The 23,177-nt window shown below is 53.2% G+C and carries 16 protein-coding genes; 7 read left to right on the top strand and 9 right to left on the bottom strand.

The features are described from left to right. Positions 1-10: 10 nt before the first annotated feature. Positions 11-850: a 2-keto-4-pentenoate hydratase gene (locus tag R0137_RS03610; RefSeq protein ID WP_407328607.1), complete on the bottom strand. Its 840-nt coding sequence runs from the start codon at positions 848-850 to the stop codon at positions 11-13. 100 nt (positions 851-950) lie between these two features. Beyond that, positions 951-3,896, bottom strand: a complete 2,946-nt coding sequence (locus R0137_RS03605; RefSeq protein ID WP_407328605.1) for a TonB-dependent receptor — start codon at positions 3,894-3,896, stop codon at positions 951-953. A 255-nt stretch (positions 3,897-4,151) separates the two neighbouring features. Here R0137_RS03605 and R0137_RS03600 point away from each other — a divergent pair, with 255 nt between their 5' ends. Together R0137_RS03600 and R0137_RS03595 are read left to right on the top strand one after the other, a co-directional pair. After that, the gene (locus R0137_RS03600; protein ID WP_407328603.1) at positions 4,152-5,801 is read left to right on the top strand and encodes a glycosyl hydrolase family 28-related protein; all 1,650 of its coding nucleotides are present in this window, start codon (positions 4,152-4,154) and stop codon (positions 5,799-5,801) included. Between the two features lie 70 nt (positions 5,802-5,871). Next, a complete protein-coding gene (locus tag R0137_RS03595) occupies positions 5,872-6,504 on the top strand; it encodes an RpiB/LacA/LacB family sugar-phosphate isomerase (protein WP_407328602.1) in 633 nt (210 codons plus the stop codon). Positions 6,505-6,688: 184 nt separating this feature from the next. Here the strand turns inward: R0137_RS03595 and R0137_RS03590 are convergent, their stop codons facing one another. Then, positions 6,689-7,636 carry a hypothetical protein gene (locus R0137_RS03590; protein WP_407328600.1) on the bottom strand — a complete coding sequence of 316 codons (948 nt, stop codon included), beginning with the start codon at positions 7,634-7,636 and terminating at the stop codon, positions 6,689-6,691. 107 nt (positions 7,637-7,743) lie between these two features. Here R0137_RS03590 and R0137_RS03585 point away from each other — a divergent pair, with 107 nt between their 5' ends. From R0137_RS03585 to R0137_RS03565, 5 genes are all read left to right on the top strand, one after another. Further along, the gene (locus R0137_RS03585; RefSeq protein WP_407328598.1) at positions 7,744-8,391 is read left to right on the top strand and encodes a LuxR C-terminal-related transcriptional regulator; all 648 of its coding nucleotides are present in this window, start codon (positions 7,744-7,746) and stop codon (positions 8,389-8,391) included. 85 nt (positions 8,392-8,476) lie between these two features. Then, entirely contained in the window at positions 8,477-10,039 is a 1,563-nt protein-coding gene (locus R0137_RS03580; RefSeq protein WP_407328596.1) for an ATP-binding protein, read from the top strand. Beyond that, complete coding sequence (locus tag R0137_RS03575) at positions 10,036-11,337, top strand: serpin family protein (protein WP_407328594.1); 1,302 nt, start codon at positions 10,036-10,038, stop codon at positions 11,335-11,337. The genes R0137_RS03580 and R0137_RS03575 overlap by 4 nt, the downstream gene beginning before the upstream one ends. Positions 11,338-11,456: 119 nt before the next feature. Then, positions 11,457-12,557 carry a hypothetical protein gene (locus R0137_RS03570; protein WP_407328592.1) on the top strand — a complete coding sequence of 367 codons (1,101 nt, stop codon included), beginning with the start codon at positions 11,457-11,459 and terminating at the stop codon, positions 12,555-12,557. Between the two features lie 309 nt (positions 12,558-12,866). Then, entirely contained in the window at positions 12,867-14,528 is a 1,662-nt protein-coding gene (locus tag R0137_RS03565; RefSeq protein ID WP_407328590.1) for a hypothetical protein, read from the top strand. A gap of 445 nt (positions 14,529-14,973) precedes the next feature. On the opposite strand, the gene R0137_RS03560 is transcribed toward R0137_RS03565, so the two are convergent. The 6 genes from R0137_RS03560 to R0137_RS03535 all read right to left on the bottom strand — a co-directional run bounded on the left by R0137_RS03560 (position 14,974) and on the right by R0137_RS03535 (position 23,064). Next, positions 14,974-16,161, bottom strand: coding sequence for a beta-propeller fold lactonase family protein (locus R0137_RS03560; RefSeq protein ID WP_407328589.1), 1,188 nt, complete (start codon positions 16,159-16,161; stop codon positions 14,974-14,976). 92 nt (positions 16,162-16,253) lie between these two features. Continuing rightward, positions 16,254-17,141: an SDR family NAD(P)-dependent oxidoreductase gene (locus R0137_RS03555; protein WP_407328588.1), complete on the bottom strand. Its 888-nt coding sequence runs from the start codon at positions 17,139-17,141 to the stop codon at positions 16,254-16,256. A gap of 101 nt (positions 17,142-17,242) precedes the next feature. Further along, a complete protein-coding gene (locus tag R0137_RS03550; protein ID WP_407328586.1) occupies positions 17,243-18,082 on the bottom strand; it encodes a metal-dependent hydrolase in 840 nt (279 codons plus the stop codon). Positions 18,083-18,242: 160 nt separating this feature from the next. Beyond that, a complete protein-coding gene (locus tag R0137_RS03545) occupies positions 18,243-19,151 on the bottom strand; it encodes a DUF4114 domain-containing protein (RefSeq protein WP_407328584.1) in 909 nt (302 codons plus the stop codon). 879 nt (positions 19,152-20,030) lie between these two features. Next, positions 20,031-22,703, bottom strand: coding sequence for a TonB-dependent receptor plug domain-containing protein (locus R0137_RS03540; RefSeq protein WP_407328582.1), 2,673 nt, complete (start codon positions 22,701-22,703; stop codon positions 20,031-20,033). A 94-nt stretch (positions 22,704-22,797) separates the two neighbouring features. Continuing rightward, complete coding sequence (locus R0137_RS03535) at positions 22,798-23,064, bottom strand: hypothetical protein (protein ID WP_407328580.1); 267 nt, start codon at positions 23,062-23,064, stop codon at positions 22,798-22,800. Positions 23,065-23,177 lie beyond the last annotated feature (113 nt).

Here is a 23,177-nt window from a genome sequence, read left to right as displayed (position 1 = left end):
CAGGCGAAGCCTACACTGCTGGCCGTCGTTCTGTGAATTGAACACCGAAAGTCCCAAGCCCATCGAAATGTACCTGCGCTAGATCGCCGACTTGCACATCATGGATACCGCTTAATGCCCCGCAAGAAACCAATGTGCCCGCGGGAATATGGATACCTCGCTCCGCGCATAATTCGATGAGAAAGCTGACTGCCGCAAGCATTCCCTCTTTCATCGCGGTCGTAATGGTGCCCACCTGCTCACCATCAACAGTCACAGCAATGGTAATTTGCTCTGCCAAACGATCCCGCCAATTCTCAACCTTTGGCCCGATCACCAGTCCCGCGTTGTTTCCGAAGTCAGAAATTATCGCTACGGGGCCCAATCGATTGATCTCCGCCATGGGGCTACTCGCAGTCTCGGCCCCGATATAGACCGTAGACACAAGATCGATGATGTCTGTCGCTGACTGATCAATCTCACCAGGTGCGATCGATACCGCAAATTCAGCAATAAACTCGGCCTCAATAGCCGCAAAGCCGCCGCGAAAGACGGACATGGAGATCGTCCCTCCCTCTTCCACCGACTGTGTCGCTGCCCTGAAGATGGGGCCGGACAAACGCTCGGCGCCGAACTTGTCCTGAAAGGCCTGCGGTACGCCTCCGACTTTCCAGCCACTAACCTCATCTGGCCATACACTGATGGAGAGAGATTGAATTCTGTAGGCGGATTCCAGATTTACCGGCAGATTCCCGGGATAGTCACTAAGAGGTCGAGCATCCAGACGTGCACTGACCAGGCGCTGGGAAATCGCATTCAAGGTCGTGGCCTCTTCATCGACGTCAACAGAGACGCCTTCATTACAAAGCATAAGCTACCGATCCTCATTCACGCTCGGGTGAAACGGAAGGAACAAATATGATGAAAAGAGTCCCGATACCCCTGGAGGGGGTATCGGGACAAACACCCTACTAGTTAAAGCGGTAGCTCGCGCCGATCACAATACGACGGTCTGGAAGACCGACGAAACAGAGGGGACCCGTCTCACTCACACAGCGCTGATCAATACGCTCTTCCGTGAGGTTCACGCCCTGGAGGATAAAGCTGAGGTTGTCGTTGAAAGCGTATGAGACATTGGCGTTCAACTGACCACGATCTAGTGTGTTGACCGGGAAGCTGAAGGTACTGCTGCCACTAGTGTTCGCGCCGCCACCGAAGTCCTGTGTACGGAATCCTTCGCGCCAGGTGTAACGCATCCGGGCAGAGATGCCGTACTTCTCGTAGAACAGCGTGAAGTTATAAGCGTCCTCAGAGAAGTCGAGCAAGCCTCGAGGAATACAGACTTCGCCGAGCACCTGCTCACCGCGACCGGAGGTGCAGTCTTCCGCCGAACCGCCGCTGAACTCTTGCATCGTGTAGTTGGCGATCACACCGAAGCCAGAGGCCCAGCCAATACGATCTTCAAAGTCTGCGAGGCTGTACTGAAGCTGCAGCTCGATGCCGTCGACTTTCGTAGTCTCGGCATCGTTGCCAGGACGCGTGAAGTCAACACAGAGGCCCATAGTGTCGGGGTCGCCCAGCACGTTCGGTATTACCGTCGGGTTGTAGATACCGCCGCCAGGGCAGGTAGGATCGGTCTCCCGCTCCAGGCCGCCAGGTGTGGTATCACTTGGCAGAAGCGCCGCACCTTCGAAGTCCTGACCGAAGATGTTGGTGCGCTCCTTGCGGAAATAACCGATGCTCGCCAGAGCAGCATCCGCGAAATACCACTCCGCAGAAATATCGAAGGAATCTACTTCCTCAGGCTCAAGACCTGGGTTACCCAGTGCGACCGCGGTGTTCTCCTGATTGTCGAAAGTGAATGCCGTGTTGAGGTCATTGAAGTCTGGACGACGGATGTCAGAACCGTAACCCAGTCGAACAATCACGCCATCAGCCACTTCCGCCGCGATGTTTAGTCTCGGTAGGATGAAGTCGTAGCTACCCTTTGTGGACTGGAGCTGACGCATACCATTCGCATCTTCCGGCCCAAACGACACCGAGTCGATGTCCGTCTCGATATAGCGGAAACCCAGGTTGCCTCGGAAGATACCGAACTCAAAGTTTGCCTGGGCGTACATAGCAGTCGTCTCTTCAGACACATCGTAGAACTGGTTCTGGTCCGACTGCAGATCAAGAATGTCTGGGCTCTCGGGGTCGTGCTCGATCACTGCGTTTTGCAGAATTTCGATGACGCCCTCGGGATCCGAGAAGGAGCGGTCTGGGTCGACAAGCAGGAAGTCGCTAATGAAGAGTGTACGGCTGTCGGCATCACCGTAGTTGTCGGGACCACGAACCAACAGTTCCTCGAACAACAGACCGTTAGGGCTATCGACCATACGGCTAAAGCCACCAATGCGATCCTCGATGTTGTTAAACACGCTGGAAGACTCGTTGTAGCGAACACCCACATCCACAGACGTTAGCGCTTTCCAATCGAAGTTATATGTGAAATCGAAACGAACCGCGTTGTCTTCATTCTCCGTGCTGTTGTTACCGACGATCACCTGATCCAGTACGACATTCGCGGGATTCACAAGATCAGCCGCCGACGGCGCAAAGGGCGAATTCGGGTTGATACCCCACGCCAGCGTGCCACCCGACAAGTCATATTGGAAAGGCACGCAGTTGTCGTTGCTCGTGCCATCCAACGGACAATTGGGGTTGATGAAGTTCAGCGTGGTGCTGAGATTGGGGTTAGTTGTATCGCTGGTGGTACTGGCGATTTCGGCCCGAGCTACCCAGCGATCACCGGTGTATTCCCCAGCCAAAGAGAACACTTTGCTATCCGTAACGCGAGAGCCGGTATCCGTAGAGTAGCGAAGGTTCGGGTCATCATCATCAAGAGCGAGATCGGGCTCGATTGTTCCCTGCAGGGCTGCGGGGAACACACCAGGGCCGACACCGAAGTCGACGGTTTCAAACGCCGTTGGGATGCTCACATTCCGAAACGCGCTCACGCCGGAAGCCTGTAAACGGTAGCTGTCCTGACTGCGTTCCTGCTCGTTAATGATAGCGTCGAAGCTAAACTTGAGACGGTCACTAGGCTTCCACTCAAAGGTGGTAGCGAGGTTGGTGGTCTCGTAGTCAAAGTTTTCCTGCTCCTGAACGAGGAACTGGATACCCAGGAACTCCGCAGGATCAGCGCCTGGGGGCGAAGAGCGGTTATCGCGGTCCGTTCTGGGGCGGAAAGAGACTGACTCCTGCTCCGTGTAGCTACCAGTGATTACGAAACCGATTTCACCGATACCGGTATCCCAGCTGTTACCGTAGGCGCCGGAAAACCTTGGCTGAAAGCCCTCATCGCTCAAGCTGCTGTCCTCTCCCTGAAGCTGGATCGACGCGAGCTGCTCAGATAAATCAAGGGGACGAATCGTCTTCAGATTCACCGTGCCACCGACGGAGCCTTCGATGGTTTTGGCTTCGGGGGATTTAATGACCTCCACCGCGGAAATGATGGCTGGGTTCACGTCTTCGAAGTCGATGCCGCTACGGCCCGAGCCTGAGCCCGCCGTGGCAACACCATTGAACAGAACCTGGTTGGCATTGGTACCGCGAATCTGTACGCCAGTGCCCACACCTGCAGTACGCGTAATCTGTACGCCCGTGATGTTCTCCAGCACCTCTGCAAGGTTCTGGTCAGGCAGCTTGCCGATATCTTCTGCGATGATTACTTCTACCAGACTGTCGGCATTCCTTTTCTGGTCGATGGCACCAGCGAGAGAGCCCCGAATACCCCTAACAATAACCTCTTCGGTTATCAGGTTTTCGGCGGTCGCTGTGGCTGGGTCGGTGTTTTCCTGAGCGAGTGCTGCAGACGTGGTTACGACGGCCGCAACGGCAATCGCTAACTTAGATAGCTCTAGATTAGGTGTCACTGCTTAATCCCCTTCAAAAATTTATTGTTTTGTACTGAGGTTTGTTATGTGGTGCTTAGCGTAGAATACGACAAATGTCACCGGTGTCAATATTTTCTTTGAGCCTCGTTAAAACTGCTTGAGAAGCCGCCTATTGCCTAAATGAGTTAAGCGCGATATCTTCCAAGGCGTTTATAGCGCAACCAAAAGAATAACACTTTGAATCATAAAACATTGATAACTATAGTTTTTTTAGGCTTGTTCGCCGGAGCCGGAGTGTCCCAAGAAATCCCCGGGGGCAAGCGAAACAGCGTCCAAGGTGATCCATCCGAAGAAATGTCCTTAGGGACATTAATGGATGGAAATTTTCTCCCGGACTTTTCTTATGCGGGATACAAAAACGGTGTAAAGCCACTCCCGCGTGCTACCGGGAGCGTCATCAGCGTGGACGAATTCGGTGCCCACGCCGACGACAGTCGAGATGATACACAAGCTGTCAGAGCCGCACTCAAAGCTGCGCGCAACACGAAAGGCCCTGTTGTCGTTCATTTTGAAAAGGGCCGCTACCGCATCTCAGACGTACTAAAAATCGAGCGCTCGGATATCACAGTACGAGGCATGGGCGCCGGAGATAACGGCACAACCCTTTCGTTCCCGCGTCCTCTTAACCAGATAGATAAGTCCTCATCACTGGATGAATTGCGGGAGTACATCAGGACCCTGGATAAGCGGCAGATTGAGCCGGAACGAAACGTTAACGAATACTTCTCCGAGTACTCGTGGAGCGGCGGCTTTATATGGATACAAAAGCCAGGCGCACGGCCCGCTGCATATCTCGCCGACAGGGATCCACAACCCACGAAAATAACGGACATCACCAAAGGTGTGCGCGGTCAGAGCACAGTAGAAGTCGCGAACGCGGGCTCGATCAAGAAAGGAGACATCGTCCAGATTCAGTGGATCAACCGCGACGGTCCCGAGGCGGGGATCATCAAATCGCTTTACGGTAGCCACTCAGAGCTGGCCGGCTCTCATCACTGGTCCTTTCCCGAGCGGCCGCTCGTGCGCCAGACATTGCGAGTCCTGAGCGTGGATGGGCGAACCCTTACGCTCGCCGACGCACTGCTTCACGACATCAACGAGACCATCCCCGCCCAGGTCTCAGCCTGGGATGGCCTCGTGAATGTGGGGATTGAGGATCTACACCTCGAGTTCCCCGTCGCTCCTCACTTCGGTCATCACCTGGAGCAAGGTTACAACGGCATCTACTTCACAAGCTCGTTTGATTCATGGGTTAGAGACGTGCGCATCACCAACGCAGACAGCGGCATCCTTAGCTACAGCAGCGCCAATCTGACTTACTCCAACATCGTGACTGATGGATCTAGGCCCGCGCACTACGGCGTACATCTGGGAAATGTGCACAACGTACTGATTGAAGATCTTCGAGTCATGAATCCCGTTCGGCACTCCCTAACTTTCAATACGCAGTCGACAAAGTGTGTGTACAAAAATGCGGAGGTGTTCGTTACCCCCACACTCGATCAGCACGCGGGGGCCAATCACCAGAATCTCTACGATCAGGTGACCCTGCATATGCCCGCGCACTCCTCGGACGATGGGCCGGTAGCCCCGGTATTTGATGGCAGCGGCGCGCCGTATTGGCAGCCGGGACACGGTGCCTACAACACCAACTGGAACCTGCGGATACTGATCACCGGTGGAGCCAGCTCCGATGAAACTGTGACGATCCAGGGCGTTGACGAAGGGCCGGATGCCCGGATCATCGGCCTCCACGGTAACCGACACTTCGAGCTCGATTATCGGCCGCAAGCTTACGTAACCAAAATGAACGAGAAGGTCGGGGTCATACCCTCTCTTTACGAACACCAGCTCCGCCTTCGGCAAAAGGATCTAGCCGAGTAATAGCGGGATCAGAAAATGCGCGGGCAAAATAGAACAAACAACTTTTGATGCTACAAATGAGGCTACAAACATGAAGATTGCACTGATTATCGAAAATAGCCAGGCCGCCAAGAGCGACATCGTCCATACAGCGCTTAAGAACATCGCAGAGCCCCTTGGCCACGAAGTTCACCACTACGGAATGTACAGCGCAGATGATGAGGCGAGCCTGACTTACGTCATGAATGGTCTGCTCACGGGCATTCTGTTGAACTCCGGCGCCGCAGATTTTGTGATCACCGGTTGCGGCACAGGCATGGGCTCCATGCTGGCATGCAACTCTATGCCCGGCGTCTTCTGTGGTCTTGTCATCGACCCCACAGATGCATTCCTATTTGGACAGATCAATGACGGCAACGCCATGTCCATGCCTTACGCAAAGGGGTTTGGTTGGGCAGCAGAGCTCAACCTCGAAGACTGCTATCGCAAGCTCTTTGAACACGAGCGCGGCGTCGGCTACCCGAAAGAGCGCGCGGCCATCATGGCAAAGAACCGAGGTATCCTTGCAGACATGAAGGCCGCCAGCTGCCACAACATGCTGAGTGTGCTCAAAACGGTCGATCAGGACCTACTGCGGGCGACGATTGCCGGAGAGCGTTTTGCGGAACTCTTTTACGCGAACGCCAAGGATGAGGAGATGTCGGAGTATCTGAAGTCGTTGTAACACGACATTGAATAGCGTCGATTGGGATTCATGACGCATTCTGGCTGGGGTGGCGCTATCAACCGAGTGTAATGAAAACCGGTGCGTCACCCTTAAGTGGGTAGAGCCGAGTAATGCAGATTGGGCGGGTTGTCGCAATCACCATCATTTGACGAAGCGAACTCAAGTCATTGCGCTTAAGAGATCAGCGCGTCGAGAGCTCCGTATTAATCGCGCGAACGGCTGACTTACCACTTTCCACCACGTCCAATGTTATCGGGCTGTAAAGATAGTGCATACCAACCCAATAGTTGAGCTCATCTTTGATCTCGCTGTGGGCACGGATTCTTTCCAGCAGTTCGATCGTTTCGTCCTTTGGAATTCCCGGCGAGCAATCAATTTGAAGGGATTCGGAGACGCCATTCATTCGATGGCAAGCGCCCCACAGTGCAGCGTGCGCGCGCACGCTAATCAGTTTTCGAAACATCTGGCGGTAACTAGGTGATGAATCGAGACCTGAGATAATTGTTTCGTTGAGCACATAGAAGGGTTCCACAGCATTTTTCACGGCCGTTGCGCGCAAAAGACCCAGTCGCTGCATTTCATCAAACACCGCTTTGCGTAGCGGTGAGAACAGTACCTGTGAAGCGGCAAAAAAGTCCACGAGGACGGGCCAGCAATCCACTTCGCAGGGCCTACCCGCGTCGAGGAAAGCGACCGCTCGCTCACCCGACGCCACAACTTGGGCCATAACGTCAACACGATTTTGCAACAGTTCAGTGTTAAGGGAGACTTCCTTACGTAGTTCAAAAAGATACTGTGTTTCTTGTTGTAACAACTCTCGCTCTGACTGCCACTCTTGAACCTGAAGACCGACAAATACACCGAAAACGACGATGACAAAGTCCACTACGACAGCGAACCAGTTCTGTTCTGTGATGTGCTGGGTGACGCGGCGTAGAAGCATTGTTTGGGAGTCTCGAACGTGGGGATAGGGGGTCACGTAGGGTTCATGCAAAGTGATGCGCGCAATACTACATGCTGAGACTAAAATTTTCCCAAAGTCTTGGGTAAGCGTTGGCGTATAGCTCCACTTATCTGGTCGAGCTAAGTCTCTAGGCGGCATCTGTTTACGCGCTTTTTCGTGTGTCACGGTCGTCCTGCTGCATGTACGATAACATTCGCAGATGCACGTCTCAGCTATGTAGACTTATGTGCACGCGCGTAGCCAGCAGTTAGGATTGGATAAAGATTTCAAGCATGGATGCAGCTAAAACTATTGAGGTTGTGATTGCGGATGATCATGAAATCATTCGTGATGCGATAACCGAACTACTTTCTCAGCCAGGCAACAGAGGAGAGTATCAATACAACGTTGTTGCTTACGCGTCTAATGGTCTTGAGGCCCTCGCTCAAACAAAAGCGCACAAGCCGCAGATTCTTTTCTTAGACGTTTCTATGCCTTTCGCGAATGGTTCAGAAATCGTACACGACTTAAAACGCTGGAGCCCCGAAACTCGAATAATAGTTTTCACTGGCGTAGTTGCATCGGGAGTTCTTGCGTCGCTTGTAGAGCAAGGCGTCGATGGTTTGTTTTCTAAAGGAAGCTCAGTGAACTCGATGCGAGATCAAATACCGTTGATCGTCGAGGGCGGACGCGTTGTAGAAACTTCGTTAATGTCGGTCCTCAAAGCTCACTCGCAAAAGGAACGGCTCACCAACAGAGAGCAGCAAGTACTAGCAAAAATTGTGGCCGGTAAATCGAACAAAGAGATAGCGGCAGAATTGTTTCTAAGTCCCAAGACCGTAGACAAGCATCGCACCAGCATGATGCAAAAACTGGACGTACATTCTGTTGCACAACTTATGGCGAAAGCGATTCGCGATGGATTGGTAATCGCAGAGTAGGCGTTATGGGGTAAATGCCCCATATTAGTCGAGCACATTGTACGAAATAATTCGAGGCAACAAACAATATAGAGCGAGTGTCTCCATGACCTTAGAACCGCGAAGGCTGGAAACAGAATTCCGGCGTCTATTTGCGACGTCTGCGGCAATGATTTTTTGTTCCTTGTCGCCAAATGCATGGGCGCTAACTGAAGGATATAACCTCTCCTACGCCGATGCCGCGTTTTATTCGTTTAGCATTAGTGCTGTCGTTTTCTCGATGCTAATCGTGGTGGCTTATCGCGCTTATGCGTGGCTAAGCTACGTTTTTTTTTCCACACTTATGCTCATCAATATTGCAGCAATGGACGGGTTTATTCCCTACCTGTTGGGCGGTAGTGACTTCGCTATTTGGGTAGTTCCTTTTCTGATTTACACCAGCAGCACTGCATTTGGCTTCTGGTTGATTGGTGCCAATCTCGAGCGTACACACCCGTTTTTTGCGTTGCGCAGATGGTTTAACGTACTTGGTGCCTTCGCTGCTGTGCTGGCAGTCAGCACCCCACTCTGGCTTATGCGGATTTCACTGGCAATAATGTGGATCCCAGCCAATGTTCTCTTTTTTACAATGCTGTTCTGCCAGATATTGCCCCCGCTAACATGGCGTGGCCTGGACAAACGGCTCCTGCAGTTGATTAGGGCGTTTCCAACTGTGGTTGGCGCCTTTTACGCAGTGTTTTACTCGCAACACTTTTTCGGAAACGGATTTTCCCAGCTCGAATTGAATCAGGTAAATCGCTGGGGTTTAAGTCTATGCGCAGCGTTTTCGCTGGGGATCGTACTTTGGCGCGCTTTCATTAGCAGACAACAGCAAGAGGCGGCCGAACGTGCGGCACTTCAAGCTGCCCAGAATGAAACGAAAATGCAAAGCGAGTTACTCGAATCTGAACGACAGTATCTTCGCGCAGAAGCGGCTGCAGCAAAGACTAAAGCTCAGCTCGCCACAGTGTCGCATGATCTCATGCAACCGATCGCCGCGCTGCGCACGGCGATTGAGCAACAGTCAATCGATCCACAGAAGTCTATTCATCTGTCTCGTGCGGTTGACTATATAGGCGATTTAGCGGCTACCTACGTTGAGCAAACCCATGATACTGAAGTGGGACTAGCTGGCGACATCGATGTTGCGCAGGAGGCGCGCGTATCAACTGTTTTTCTCATCGATAGCCTCGTTCAAATGTTTATCGCAGATGCGCGAGAGGAGTGCATTGAGTTACGTTCACGGTCGGTAGAGGTTGATCTCCTTATCGAACCCTTAGCGGCGATGCGAGTCATGAGTAACTTACTCGGTAATGCGATCCGCCATTCTCAAGCCACCCGCATTCTTGTTGGATTTAGACGGATATCTAGTGGCGCTCGGTTTGTCATTCATGATGATGGCGTGGGGATGGCGCCGGAGTCAGTAGATGCATTGAAAAAGCCGGGAAAAAAAGGCGCGAACTCGGATGGTCATGGTCTTGGATTAAGTATCGTAGACGAACTATGTGAATCGCAAGGCTTCCACTTGTCTGTGGAAACAGCCCTAAACCGCGGTACGTCAATTTCTGTCGATATGCCTTTCTCTTGTCGTTCGAGTGATGAAGATCTTTCTCTGGGAGAAATAAGATGAAAAACCTGCTGAAGTCATTGGTTTTGGTATCGAGTCTGGCGATAGTTACGGGATCTGAGGGGGGGACTACCTTAGAGCCAGCTCAACCCCGTCAGCAGCTCGAATCGACTCGCATAGACATCTTGGGAGCGCAGCTCCTTCGAGCGAGGCTAGCTCATATGGGGATGGAGAACTCCATGGTCTCCCCGGTGTCACTATTTTATGCACTGGCAATGCTGCGAGAGGGGGCAGAAGGGTACACAGCGGAGTTGCTCGACAGTCTTCTATTGGAAGAATCAGCAACAGATGTGAGGGCGGTAGCCGAACTTTTGAGTAGAGTGCTGCAGCATAGGGCTGACGGTCAGATTGGCGAATTCTCACTCGTTAACTCCGTCTGGGCGAGTAACGGTCCAGATAATAAACAACCCTTCTACTTTTCTTCCGACTTTTCGAAAGCGGTTCAACAATCGTATAACGCAGAAATTCAGAATGCGGATTTTTTGAGGCCTGGCGCAGCCGCCATGGTCAATCAATGGGTTGAAAAGACAACACAAGGCTTAATCACCGATGTAATCGATGACATTACATTGTCGGAGCTTAGCTGGTTGATTATTAATGCGGCCTATTTTGAAGGTGCTTGGGCGACTCAGTTTCGTCGTCTGAACGCAGATCCAGAATTTGAGTTTAAGAACGTCGATGAGACAGCAACACAGCTGCCATACATCGCCGGAAGACAAACATCGCGGGTCGTCGATCACCCCGATGGCAGTATTGGGCTTAGCATTCCATTCAAGGGAGGGAAGTATGCGATGGTCATTTACATTCCTCCGCAAACAGAGTCGGATGTCGCAGCATGGATTCAGAATGCGGGTGTGAATCAGCTCAATTCGGTCAGCCACAAAGTGTTGTCAACAGAGGCAACCGTCTATGACTACTACTTACGTATGCCGCCTTTCTCTTACGCTGACCGCATTAAAGTGGATACCGAATCTCCAATCAGCGTTGACATGGGGCTGCAAAAACTCTTTGGTGAGCACACCAACTATGTGCCGATGGTCGATGTAGCCCGCAGTTCAGCACGGGCCCGGCGTACAACGTTGAGTTTTATCCAACAGGACACCCGAATTGACTTAGACGAAAACGGAGCAAAGGCTGCTGCCATTACCGTTCTAGCTGGCTTACCGAAGATTACCAGTGCACCTCCCACGTTTCCGAAGAGAAACATCGACGTTGATCGGCCATTTCTATGGGCGATTGTCGAACGCGCATCAAAGACACCACTTTTTACGGGTGTCGTTGTCACGCCGTCTATCAAATAGGGTGTTGGCAAGCCAAAAACTTGCGGAGCATGCGAGAATTGGGGGATTTACCCCATCGCACGGATAACGTCACGTAGCCATACTACACACCACACTAACGTTAACATGGGAACAGCATCATGAGTCACATAATAAAAATGCGGAACATCCTTACCGGGTTGGCGGGCCTTAGACGAATTCTGTCTGGTTCTTTCAAAGCATCCCAGGGGATGTTGGCGTTATGCTTTTTAGGCAGTACGTTCACTGCGCAGGCGCAGATTCCAACGATTCCCGAAATCCCGCAGATTCCTGCGTTCTTGCCGATGATGCATACAGTGCCAGCCGGAGAGGTTTCCCCCATTGATGGAGAATGGATGATCTCAGCGAACCGCAAGCGCGTTCGCATACAAGCCGGACGCGCTTACGCCCTGGATCCATGGTTGCATCTATTTGTTCTCAAGATCGAACCGATGATGGTGGTGATTAAGAACATTCGCCGAACGGGATCGGGTGAGTACAGTGGCGAGGATCTACCGCTACTTGGGCCTTGGACTGCTCGACTTGGACAGGACGGTAATCTGACAGTGAACGTCGCGGGCGCTCTCGGCCCCGTGACTTATACGATGGTACCGTTGGCTCAAGATGATCCTCGCGGATTTGCTGATGAGAAGTCGGGGCGATACCGCGGGAACTCTAGCAGCTCAGATCGATACGACGACAGAGACCGCTACGATGATCGTGATGACCGAGATCGGTACGACGACCGCGACCGCTATGACGATCGTGATGACCGAGATCGGTACGACGACCGCGACCGCTACGATGATCGTGATGACCGAGATCGGTACGACGACCGCGACCGCTACGATGATCGTGATGACCGAGATCGGTACGACGACCGCGACCGCTACGATGATCGTGATGACCGAGATCGGTACGACGACCGCGACCGCTACGATGATCGTGATGACCGAGATCGGTACGACGACCGCGACCGCTACGATGATCGTGATGACCGAGATCGGTACGACGACCGCGACCGCTACGATGATCGTGATGACCGAGATCGGTACGACGACCGCGACCGCTACGATGATCGTGACGACCGAGATCGGTACGACGACCGCGACCGCTACGATGATCATGACGACCGAGATCGGTACGACGACGAAGAATTCGATGATGAAGATGAGGACGATGAAGAGGAAGAGGAAGAGGAACACGAGGAAAGCGACGAATAGGTCCAATAACCCCGTACAACCGCATTGCCTTGCAAGAAGCAACGACAAGCCGTGACTTCGGCGCACGGCTTGTCATTTCTTTGCTTACACGTTCAGGATTTCAACTCCTAGCCTCCTAGTCACTGGTTTTGTTCAAACAATGCAGTCGGCGCAGTTGAATCTGCTTAAGGATAGACATGTAGATGGGGTATTTACCCCATGGGCCATAAGTGAATACAGACCTATAGTTCTAATGGAACGACAGGGCAGCATTGCCAAAACCAAGAGGCGGCCTTGAAGAAACTCAACCAAACTCTAAGGAATAGGAAAATGAAAAAGATAATCGCACCAATTTTTGCCGTTAGTGTTTTGGCCCTGGCGACTTCCCATGCGGTCAATGCAGCTGCACAGGGGGAATTGCGTTTTGAAGAAGCCGATCACATAACGATGGAAGATGTTGGCTTAACGACGCAGGGTGATGCTGAGTTCGGATTTGCGCTAACGCATGCACCCTTTTCTTTAATAATCTCGGCTCCTTCATTGATCGTAGACAATGTGCGCGCCGGAGGTATTGTTCAGCTCAAAGCTGGAAATGATCGCCTTGATCTTGCTGATCCGCTGGTTTACAGCCAGGCCACGAGTGGTGTTCCCGGCGGACCTGAGGCGGGTGACCGCTTTGGTCATGCGGTTGCCGTTCATGTTCCTGACCCTGATTACCTAACACTTGACAGAGTGTGCTGGCTCGACGAGGGCTGCCACGTCTATGTAGGTGTGCCAGGAGAAGACATCAAGTCTGATCGCGATGCTGGGATGGTTCACATTTTGAATGTCCATAAGGATGACACATGGAGTGCCATTGACCAGGCGCAAAAAGGAATCATTGGTTCTAGGGAGAGCGGCGATCGATTTGGTTCATCTATAGCGCTGGGTGATTTCAATGCCGATGGCGGGATCGATATGGCCATAGGCGCGCCAGATGAAGACACCGGCAAATACGAAAATTCCGGTGGGGTAAATACCATCATGTGGGACGCGGCAATTGACTGGGATCTCAAATCAAATGGTTATAAAGCCTTTAACAATGAAGCCTGGAGTCAGAAAAACCTCGCGGGAACTCGCGTCGACAATGAGCGTTTTGGCAGCGCACTGGCTACCGGAGACTTTAATGGTGATGGTACTCACGATCTGGCGATCGGCGTACCAAATGATGTCGACAAGGGTGGCTTAGGGAAAAGTGACAATGCGGCCGGGGGTGCGATCAATGTCATTTATGGTAAGCCGTTTGATAAGTCGTTCCGAGCAGAGGGCGGACTTCGTATGCTCGGGAGCGAACTCATCAACCAGAACACACCCGGGGTTGCCGGTGGTGTAGAGGATGGCGATGGGTTTGGCAAAGTCCTAGCTGTTGGGGATTTTAACAGTGATGGTGCCGACGATTTGGCTGTGGGAGTCCCAGGTGAAGCGCTTGGTTCCAGAACCAGTGCGGGCATGGTGCATGTTTTTTACGGCAGAAAGTTCCCAACGGCTGGCGGGGAGGTGCAAAGCGGGTTGGTCGCAAGGCGAGCCAATGGTAAAGAAGAGGTACGGAGTATTAGCTTTCATCAGGATCGAGACTGGATCGAAGGCGGCGCGGAGAAGAAAGACTACTTCGGCGCAGCACTTGCAATAGGGGATTTCAACGGTGATAAATACGATGACTTAGCCATTGGTATACCTGGAGAGGATCTAGGGGGGAACAAGGTCGAAGACGCAGGGGCAGTGGTGATTATCAACGGGGGTCCCAGCGGGCTGAAAACAACTGAATCGCTGTGGATTACCGAGCGGGATATCCCGGGTATCGGTCGAATAAGAGAGGGAGCGCGATTTGGTGCCAGTTTAGAGGCTGGCTACTTCAACAAAGACTTTGATGTCGATCTAGCGATTGGATCGAGTGAAATCGGGGTTGGTAAAGGTGGCTCTGTAAGTGTGGTTTACCAAAGACCCGTAGACTAATAAGCAAGCCACGTCTTCTGGCTTCTCGTGACCAGTCTGACTCTCCAGGCTGGTCTTTACGGCGTTAAACAAGCAATTAGCACCGGACCGGTAACGGCTCTCTGCCACATGAACCGAATGTTAACCCGTATGCAACCGCTAAAGGAGTTCATTACCGCGATGGAGAGCGTGGCGCTTCCACCTCCAGAAACAAGCTCAGATGCGGCGGCAGCTTTTAATCAGAGCCCCAGCTGCTCATGGTCGGTTCTTCAGCGACGTCGGCCACCATATCGCTGTTTGCCGCAGAATCAAAAGCCTTCGCTATGGAAGCACTGTGAACGCCAAGGATGAGGAGGTGTCGGAGTATCTGAAGTCCTTGTAACGCGACATTGAATACTGTCGATTGGGATTAATACCCCGTTCGGGTTGGGCTGGTGTTATCAACCGGGTGTAATCAAGCGGGGCGCTACTTCACACCCTGGAACACAAACTTCTGAACGCGACGGCCGGTACTCACCTCTGTTGTGTAGACATTGCCAGCACTGTCTACATCAACGCTATGCAGCCAGATAAACTGACCGGGGTAGCGTCCGTTTCGACCCATGGCGCCCAGTAGTTCATAGGTGCCCGCGTCATAGATCCAAACCTGACCGTTCATCATGTCTGCGATGTACATGAATTTTGCATCGGGTGAGAAGGCGATGTCGGAGGCCGTGCGCGTTCCGCCCGTGGTTTTCTCAATAACAATGTCTCTAAGAAAATTTGTGGTGCCGTCGTCGTCCGTCTCGAAAATCTGCACGCGATTATTGCGTCGATCGCACACGTAGATTCGCGCATCGGGGCCGCGAACTACGCAGTGGACGATATCCCCGAAGGTGTCAGATTTCGGGTTTGCACCGCCATCGGTGTTACTTGAGGCCTGACTCTGGTCGAAAGCTCCCTTGCGGGTCGACCCGTCGGGCGATGCGCCATAAGCCCCCCAATAGCGAGTGAAGCGACCTTCGTTGTCAAAGCCGATGATTCTCTTGTTGATATAGCCGTCGGCGATCAGGATCTCATCGCGTCCCGGTACGGGCGCGATATCAGCAGGTCCACCTAAGGTGCTTTTGTCGAAGTTACCCTTGGACGCATTTCGTAAACCGACCATCCGGAGATATTCACCATCCTTGGTGAAGCTGAGAGCGACGTGGTCGCCATCACCGTTCCCCGCAATCCAAACGCTGTCGTTGCCGCCCACGTAAAGTCCATGAACATTTGCAGGCCACTGGTTCGTTCCATCAATGGTGGGAGCATGAGATGGGCCGCCCCAGGCTCTCAGCAGTTCACCCTCGCTGGAAAACTGCATGACGTGTGGCGCGGGTTTGCAGCAAATCGCGATGGGAGGATCCTGCGCTAGACCTGTGTCGGAGAATCCCAGCGAATTTGGTCGTTGGAGAATCCATACGTTGTCGTCGCTGTCTACAGATAGCCCGGGCACTTGGCCGATCATCAGATCCTGGGGCACCGTCGGCCATGCCGCATCAACCATGAAACGGGGTATCGGTCGGTCCGTAAATTGGGACGTATCAACTTTGACAAGTGCTGGCGCCGCGATGGCCACATGGCTCGCTGCAAGGAGGAAGGCTACAACCAGTGAGAATCGGGTGGGCGTCATAGATCGAATCCTGCTTGGGGTAGGCATTAAGTGTAGCTGACAGCTAGGTAGAGTAGGCGCCGCCGCAACGGTCGGCGCCCAGAGAGGGGCTTTTAGTCAGAGCCCCAGCTGTTCATGGTCGGTTCTTCGGCGACGTCGGCCACCACATCGCTGTTTGCCGCAGAATCAAAAGCCTTCGCTATGGAAGCACTGCGAGCGTCGGTGACTGACTTGTACCGCGGGTGCGTGAAAATGTAGAGCTCTCCCGCCTCGAGTGCTTCGATAACGCGCTCACTGAGCTGATCGGCGGGAATGCCATTCTCAACAGAAGCGGTGCTGGCCTTGGCGACCTGCATGATGTCCGGTCCAGGGGTGATCTTCATCGGGTATCGCGCGGGGCGGTTGCGATGCGAAAGGTGAATCTTGGTCTTAACAAAAGCTGGAGCCAGCACGGAAACGTGGATGTTGCTGTTGTGTAGCTCCAGGGCCCAGGCTTCTGTCATCGCAACTACCGCAGCTTTGGTCGCGGTGTAGCCGCCGGCAAAGGGGACACCGCCCATGCCAGCCATGGAGGCCACGTTGATTAGCCAGGAGCCTTCGCCGTGCTCTTTCATGAGCGGCACCAGAGCGTTTGCTCCGTAAACGATGCCCATCAGGTTCACATCGATACACCAGCGCCAACCTTCATCGTCCAGAGTCTCGATGCCGCCCACGCCACCGCTCACGCCGGCGTTGTTAACGAGCATGTGGATGTTGCCGAACTTTTCCGTCGCTTCTTTCGCCGTGCGTTCCCAGTCCTCGCGCAGCGCCACGTCCATCTCAACAGCGAGATGACTAACCCCGGCATCGCTCAAAGCCTGCGCTGCAACGGCCAGTTGAGGGCCTTCGATGTCGGCGATGACGACATTCATGCCGCGCTCGCCCAATGTTTTCGCAAGGCTGAAGCCAATGCCATTCGCACCGCCGGATATGACGGCGGTTTTTCCAGAGAAGTCGATCATGGTGGGAAGTACTCTCCTAGGTGAGTGCATCGTGGCCGCGGTTGGTCGCGACGGGGGCTCACACTATAAAGAGGCTGGCCCTAACGTAAAAGCCCGAGCGTCTAAACTGCTATGGGATCCTGCGCGAGTTTCCAGTCGTCAAGAAGGGGACGTGTGTCGCGATGCCAGGGGTGGAAACCATCCCGGTAGTACTCTTTATAGGCGGGCCAGATACGCCGGAGTACACCGCCTTTGGAGAACAGGAACTGCCAGCCCTCTTTCCATAGGCCGAAACTCCAGAGCTTCCCATCGCGGTGAAGCATGTGGATCGCGCCGTACATGATGTCAAAGGTCAGGAAGAGCGTTGACTGGCGCATGGCCTTTTTACGCATCTTCTCTGTGCCGCCGACCGCGCGAAAGACATCGAAGGCCACGGCCTTGTGCTCCATCTCTTCAACCGCGTGCCAGTCCCAAAGCGCACGCATCTCCCGGTCGGTAACGAGGTCCATATGCGTGCCCTCACTGAGTGAAGACTCCGCCATGATAGCTGTGATGTGCTCGAGGGCTGCGGTCACCGCCAGACGCTCAAGAGGGCTGAACCAACGGTAGGACTGAGCAATGTTCTTTTCGAGTCGGTTCTCGATGCGATCGTGGTCGTAGCCACGCAACTCGCATAGGGCGCGGTTATAGCGATCATGCTCTCGGCGATGGAAGCCTTCTTGTCCGCAGAAACCACGGATCTCCTCCTGAAGTTTTGCATCATCAATCAGGTCGGCAAAGTGTCGGACGCTATCGATGAAGAACTTCTCACCCAGTGGGAATGTCATGGACATGGCGTTAAACCAAGCAGTTTTGAATGGATGGTTATCCATCCAGTCAACGGCAAGCGCCGGGGCGAGCTTGTGGCTGCGGTTGCGAGGTGTGATTTCCACCTCTGTCGGTGTGTGGGAACGTGACGCCATGGACGGTGCCTGTGACTGATCGAAGTACAGTCTACCGCATCGAGATCTTCCGCCGACGGCTAGCAGGCGTGCATGCCGCTGAACGAGTTGATTACCGTGATGGAGAGCGTGACGCTTCCACTTCCGCTTCCACTTCCACTTTCGACTTCCAGATCTGAGCTCAGATGCGGCGCCGGCGCGAACACAGAGCAACGAGACCAGCACCAAGGAGGTAGGCAGGAGGCGGAGCCGGGACATTTTCGGGCGGTAGCACCTGGCCTGTGATCAGGTCAGGAGTCACCGTGAACACAAGATCGGTGTAATCGTTGTCGCCGTTACCGTCCTTGAAGATCACGTCTTCAAAAGCGAAGAGGGTAATATCTTTCCCTGCGAAGCCCGACAGCAGACTATCTGTTGGATCGGTACTCGTACCGGAAAAAGATAGAAGCATGTCATCGCCCAAGATCCCGGCATCGTCACCGTCGCGGTTCGCTCGTTGATCTGAAAACAGTTGCTCACCCGGAGTAACGCGATTCGTCCAAAGAACGAACCCGAGCTCCAGCCCACCATTCACCGTAAGCTGCCTGATGCTTCCAGCAGTATTCGGATCGGTTGGATCTGTGGCGCCTGTTGATTGGGTCTCGTCAATGGGGCGCTGGATGCGGTCATCAAAAATGACTGCGCCTTTATTGGGGTCCACCGAGTTTTCCGCGGTGCTCACTGCTTTATTCCGCCACCCTGGAGTCCCAACAGTTCGGTCGCTGACTTCTGAAGTGGCGAAGTACCCAAACGCGCCGTTCAGGCTTCCCGTGTCCGCAATAAACGTAAATGTGAGGAGCCACTGATCAGCAGACGTTCCGGGAGTTAGGAACGTAATAGCTGTGTTTTCGTAGCTCGGATTGTTAAGGCCCGTTCGCTTCAGGATGCCATCTATGCTTCCTGCGGGACCACCATTCTGGCTGTCGACGAAGGTTGGCGAGCCATCAGGTTGGAAATGGATAATGCTGGCGGAAGCCGTCCCCGCCGCGAGCATACAAACTGCGGACCAACTTACTAAAGCTACTACTCGTCCGATAAACCCAAGACGCATGCGAAATTCCTCTGGTTTGTTTCCGGCGTTCGCCTACATCCCATATCGATGCTAGCGGCGCTCCCAACGGAAACGGTTTCACTCGCTTTGATTTGCTATTGGCCCTTTATGATTTCGGAGGCATTGCAAAATCGGTTATTTTTTGATCAATTTTTTCGCTTGCAAAATGCGAAAAATAAATCAATAAAATCAATAAGATGCTTCATACACGAAAAGTGACATGTGAGTAAACGAAAGATTTTGCTGAGAGATTTTGAAAGAATTTAAAGTGAAACTTGTGTCGATTCCGAGATGTTGGCCGAAAGCTGCCTCGGACCCCGAGAAACCACATAAAAAACAGCGATATGCGAGGGTTTTGCAGGCCAAAAGTGTGGTTGATTTCACACTTGGTTGGAGGACCCATAATCGGTTGTGAATTTTCACTAATCCCACGGATGTGAGTGCATTAGACCCCTAGGTACTGAAGATTGATCACAACAGGCTTTGGCCTGCCGTGACCCCCGCGGAGCTCGGGCGCCTACTCCCGATAGGACCTTTGTCCGTCCTATACCTCGTCGCCGTGGATCTTCGTGTGGGTCAAGTGGTCGATGCGCCTAAGGTCGGCGCGATAGCCCTGCTCCCTCTGGATATCTTTGAGTAGATAAAGGGCTTCTATTTACTATTCGGCTGCGGTGCGTTTCAGCCTCGCCTCGGCAGTGCGACTGCGAGGCGCCGATTAGGCCGCGCAAAGCCGCAATACGTAATGCGAAAAGCAGGACGACCCCGTTAAACCAGCGATGAACCAAAAAAAACCCGGCGAACGTACCCGCCGGGCTTTTTGATCCCCTCCTAGCCAGTACTACTGGAGGTGGAGGGTCCTCTTCAAAGCATCATTCAATGCTAGAAGTTATAGCGACCCTGTAGGTACCAGGTACTACCGTTAAAGCCGAAGGGGCTATCTTCGGGATAAAGCTGGCCCAGACTGCCGGGGTTCGGCGTTTCATCTGGGTACTCGTCGAACAGGTTATCAACACCAGCTACAAGCTCCAGGGAGTCATTAAGCTGATATGCGACCTGTGCATCAACCAAAATAGCTGCGTCTACGTCGTAGCCGTTGGACGTGGATGTCCAGTCACCATAGTAGTTAGCCCGTAACAATGTACGGAACTTACCCTGTGAGTGAGACCAGGAAACGTTGCCCTTAATATTGGGTAGGAGTTCCTCGAGAGCCTCAACCCGACCATCGCTGATTGGATTGATGTCGCCGCGATCAGTCACCTCAGTATCGTTGTAATTGAAAGCAACGGTCAGCGTTGAGCTACCGCTAAGGAAGTCGAAGTAGGTATTACCCACAAGGTCGACGCCCTTAGTGCGCGTATCAAAGCTGTTGGTAAAGAAGCGGAACTGGGACAGATCATCCAGGCCAATAAAATCCTGCCGATCAATAACTCCTGCAGCATCAAGGCCTGTGAGCGCCTCGGACACAGTCATGTAATCAGTACCACCACCGGCGAAGTTGAGCGCCGCCAAAAAGTCTACGTTGGCGCCCAATGCGATGCGGTCCGTCACTTCAATGTCGTAGTAATCGATAGTCCACGTCGAGTTACCGATATCAAAGGCGATACCGAAAGAGTAGTTTTCGGCTTCTTCAGGCCCCAACTCCGGGCGACCGTTGCCAAAGCTCTCCACATAGTCCGCGGCCACCTGCCCCGCAGCAGAGAACAGCGGCAATGTACCCTGATCGATCAACACACCATTGACGTTCTGGGTCGTTACGTTAGTGATGTTCGCCTGCCCCGCGGTGGGCGCGTGGAATCCGGTTGAGAAACCACCCCGGATGCGGAACGAGTCGGTCACTTTATAGATACCCGCCAGCTTGTAGTTTGTGGTGCCATCAAAGTTGCTGAACTGCTCGTTACGCACTGCAGCCTGAAGGGTCAACTGGTCAGTAAAGTCCGCTTCCAGATCAACATAAAACGCGGTGTTGTCCTGGCTTGCTGACGTGTCGTTAGGAAAACCACCGAATCCGTTTGAACTTGAAGAAAAGCCCTGGGAAGCCAGTGGCCCCAGCGCATAGGAAGCAGGGTCACCCGCGAAGAGATCAAATTCTTCTTCACGATATTCAGCACCAAATGCAATATTCAGATCTGAGGCGAGCCCAACATCCAGTCCGTAAGAGAAGTTCAGGTTATAGACTGTTTCGGTCTGCTCCTGGCCCCCCGGGATAAAGTCTCTGGGAGTCGCGGGGCCCAATGACGCATTGATCGTGTTACGAATGAAGAAGTCCGTACGGTTAGAGCCACGCTGCGCACTCAGGTCGTAATACAGACCAGAACCCAACTCAAAGTTACCTCTGATACCTACAGCTAGGGCCATGTCTTCGTTATCTCCGCCAAAACGCGGAACAAATCCGGAGGGAATAGTTTCGATGAACGAGAAACAGTTGGCATCTGCTGATACTGCAGCCAGGAGCGTTGGATCAGGAATAACGCCGCCAGAACCGCCCAACGGGATACCATCAATACAGCTGCTTCCGCCATCAAGGTCACCAACAAGGACAGAGGCTACGCCGCCATCCGCCGCCAAACCCGTGGCCGGATCAACGGTGGGGCCTGCATAGACGCCGCCACGCTGCGAAGATGGACCGCCAACAACATTACGATAGAAGAAGCCACCCTCAACAGACCGCTCGGCGTAGTTACCAAAAGCGTACAGCTCCGTGTTGTCATTGATGTCAAAGCCCGCGTTAAAGAACAGTTTTACGTCATCATCGACGTCAGGCTGCCCCCAATACTGAGGCACCTCGCCGGTGTAGCTGTTAATGAGCTGGTAGTCAGAAACTGCGTTGTAGCCATTGGCTTCGGCAAAAGCAACGTCATCGCGCACTACGGACCGAACTGTCCCTTCGACGTCCCGCATCTCTCCCGTGATGTTTAGAAATCCGCTATCACCCAAGGGGAGGCCCAAATTGGCCGAGACCATATAATTATCACCATCGCCTTCAGTTGTTGAGCCGTAACGCGCCACCACCTCAAAGCCTTCGGCATCATCTCGGAGCAGGAAGTTGATAACGCCAGCAATCGCGTCGGAACCATATTGGGAAGATGCTCCGTCGCGTAAGACTTCAACCTGCTTTATTGCAAGAGACGGTATGGCGGCCATGTCCACGCCCTGAGCGCCATCCGAGATACCACCGCCAAGGAAGGAGATAATCGACCCGCGATGCCGGCGCTTGCCGTTTACCAGAACCAACACGTTGTCTGGAGAGAGGCCGCGCAGGTTCGGCGGACGAACAATAGTTGCCGCGTCGCTAATCGGTTGCGAGTTAATGTCAAAGCTTGGGACCTGGGTGCGCAACATGTCCTGAATGTCGGTGGACCCATTGACCCGAAAATCGCTACCGCTGATCACGTCTACGGGAACAGGCGAGTCTGCCGCAGAGCGGTCAGCCACTCGGGTACCCGTGATGATGACTTCCTCAAGCTGGGGCTGTTGTGCGAATACTGTGGGCACAGCTCCCGCGGTAATCGCGGCTATGGCCAAGGACAGGGTGTGACGTCTATACAATTTCATGTGGGTGATGCTCCTCGTTAAAATTATTATTTCGAGAGCTTACCCGAGCCTCCGGGGCAGCTGTCTAGATCACCTAATATGAAAAATTTACTTTTTAGTGATGCGCTTTTCTGGTCGTTATTACGTCACTACGTGCGTGGCGCGGACCGGCCCAGCCCTGAGTAGCTGCGAAAATCTCCGTCGTGGTGTACTGCGTTTGGTTGCTCAAAATGACACACCGCAGAGCCGCCTCTAGATGCTGCATGCGCTGCTTTCTGTCGTCATTCCAATTGTCGATCTGCAGCGCAATGAAAATACCAAACACCACCAGCAGTAACTCGCCAATGGCATAGCTTAGGTATTTGCGGACTTCGTCCTTCATAAAAAGCTCATGTCTGAGGCGTCGCAAGAAAATTATCATGGTTCCAGCTTAGCGCAGCCTGAACTCTTAGGGCGGTAGTCGTCTCAAGAGATGTGTTCCGGTGCCATATTTCC

Origin of the sequence: Congregibacter brevis, from assembly GCF_045689245.1 — a bacterium.
Taxonomy (GTDB): domain Bacteria; phylum Pseudomonadota; class Gammaproteobacteria; order Pseudomonadales; family Halieaceae; genus Congregibacter; species Congregibacter brevis.
This window is presented reverse-complemented; position numbering and strand designations above follow the sequence as displayed.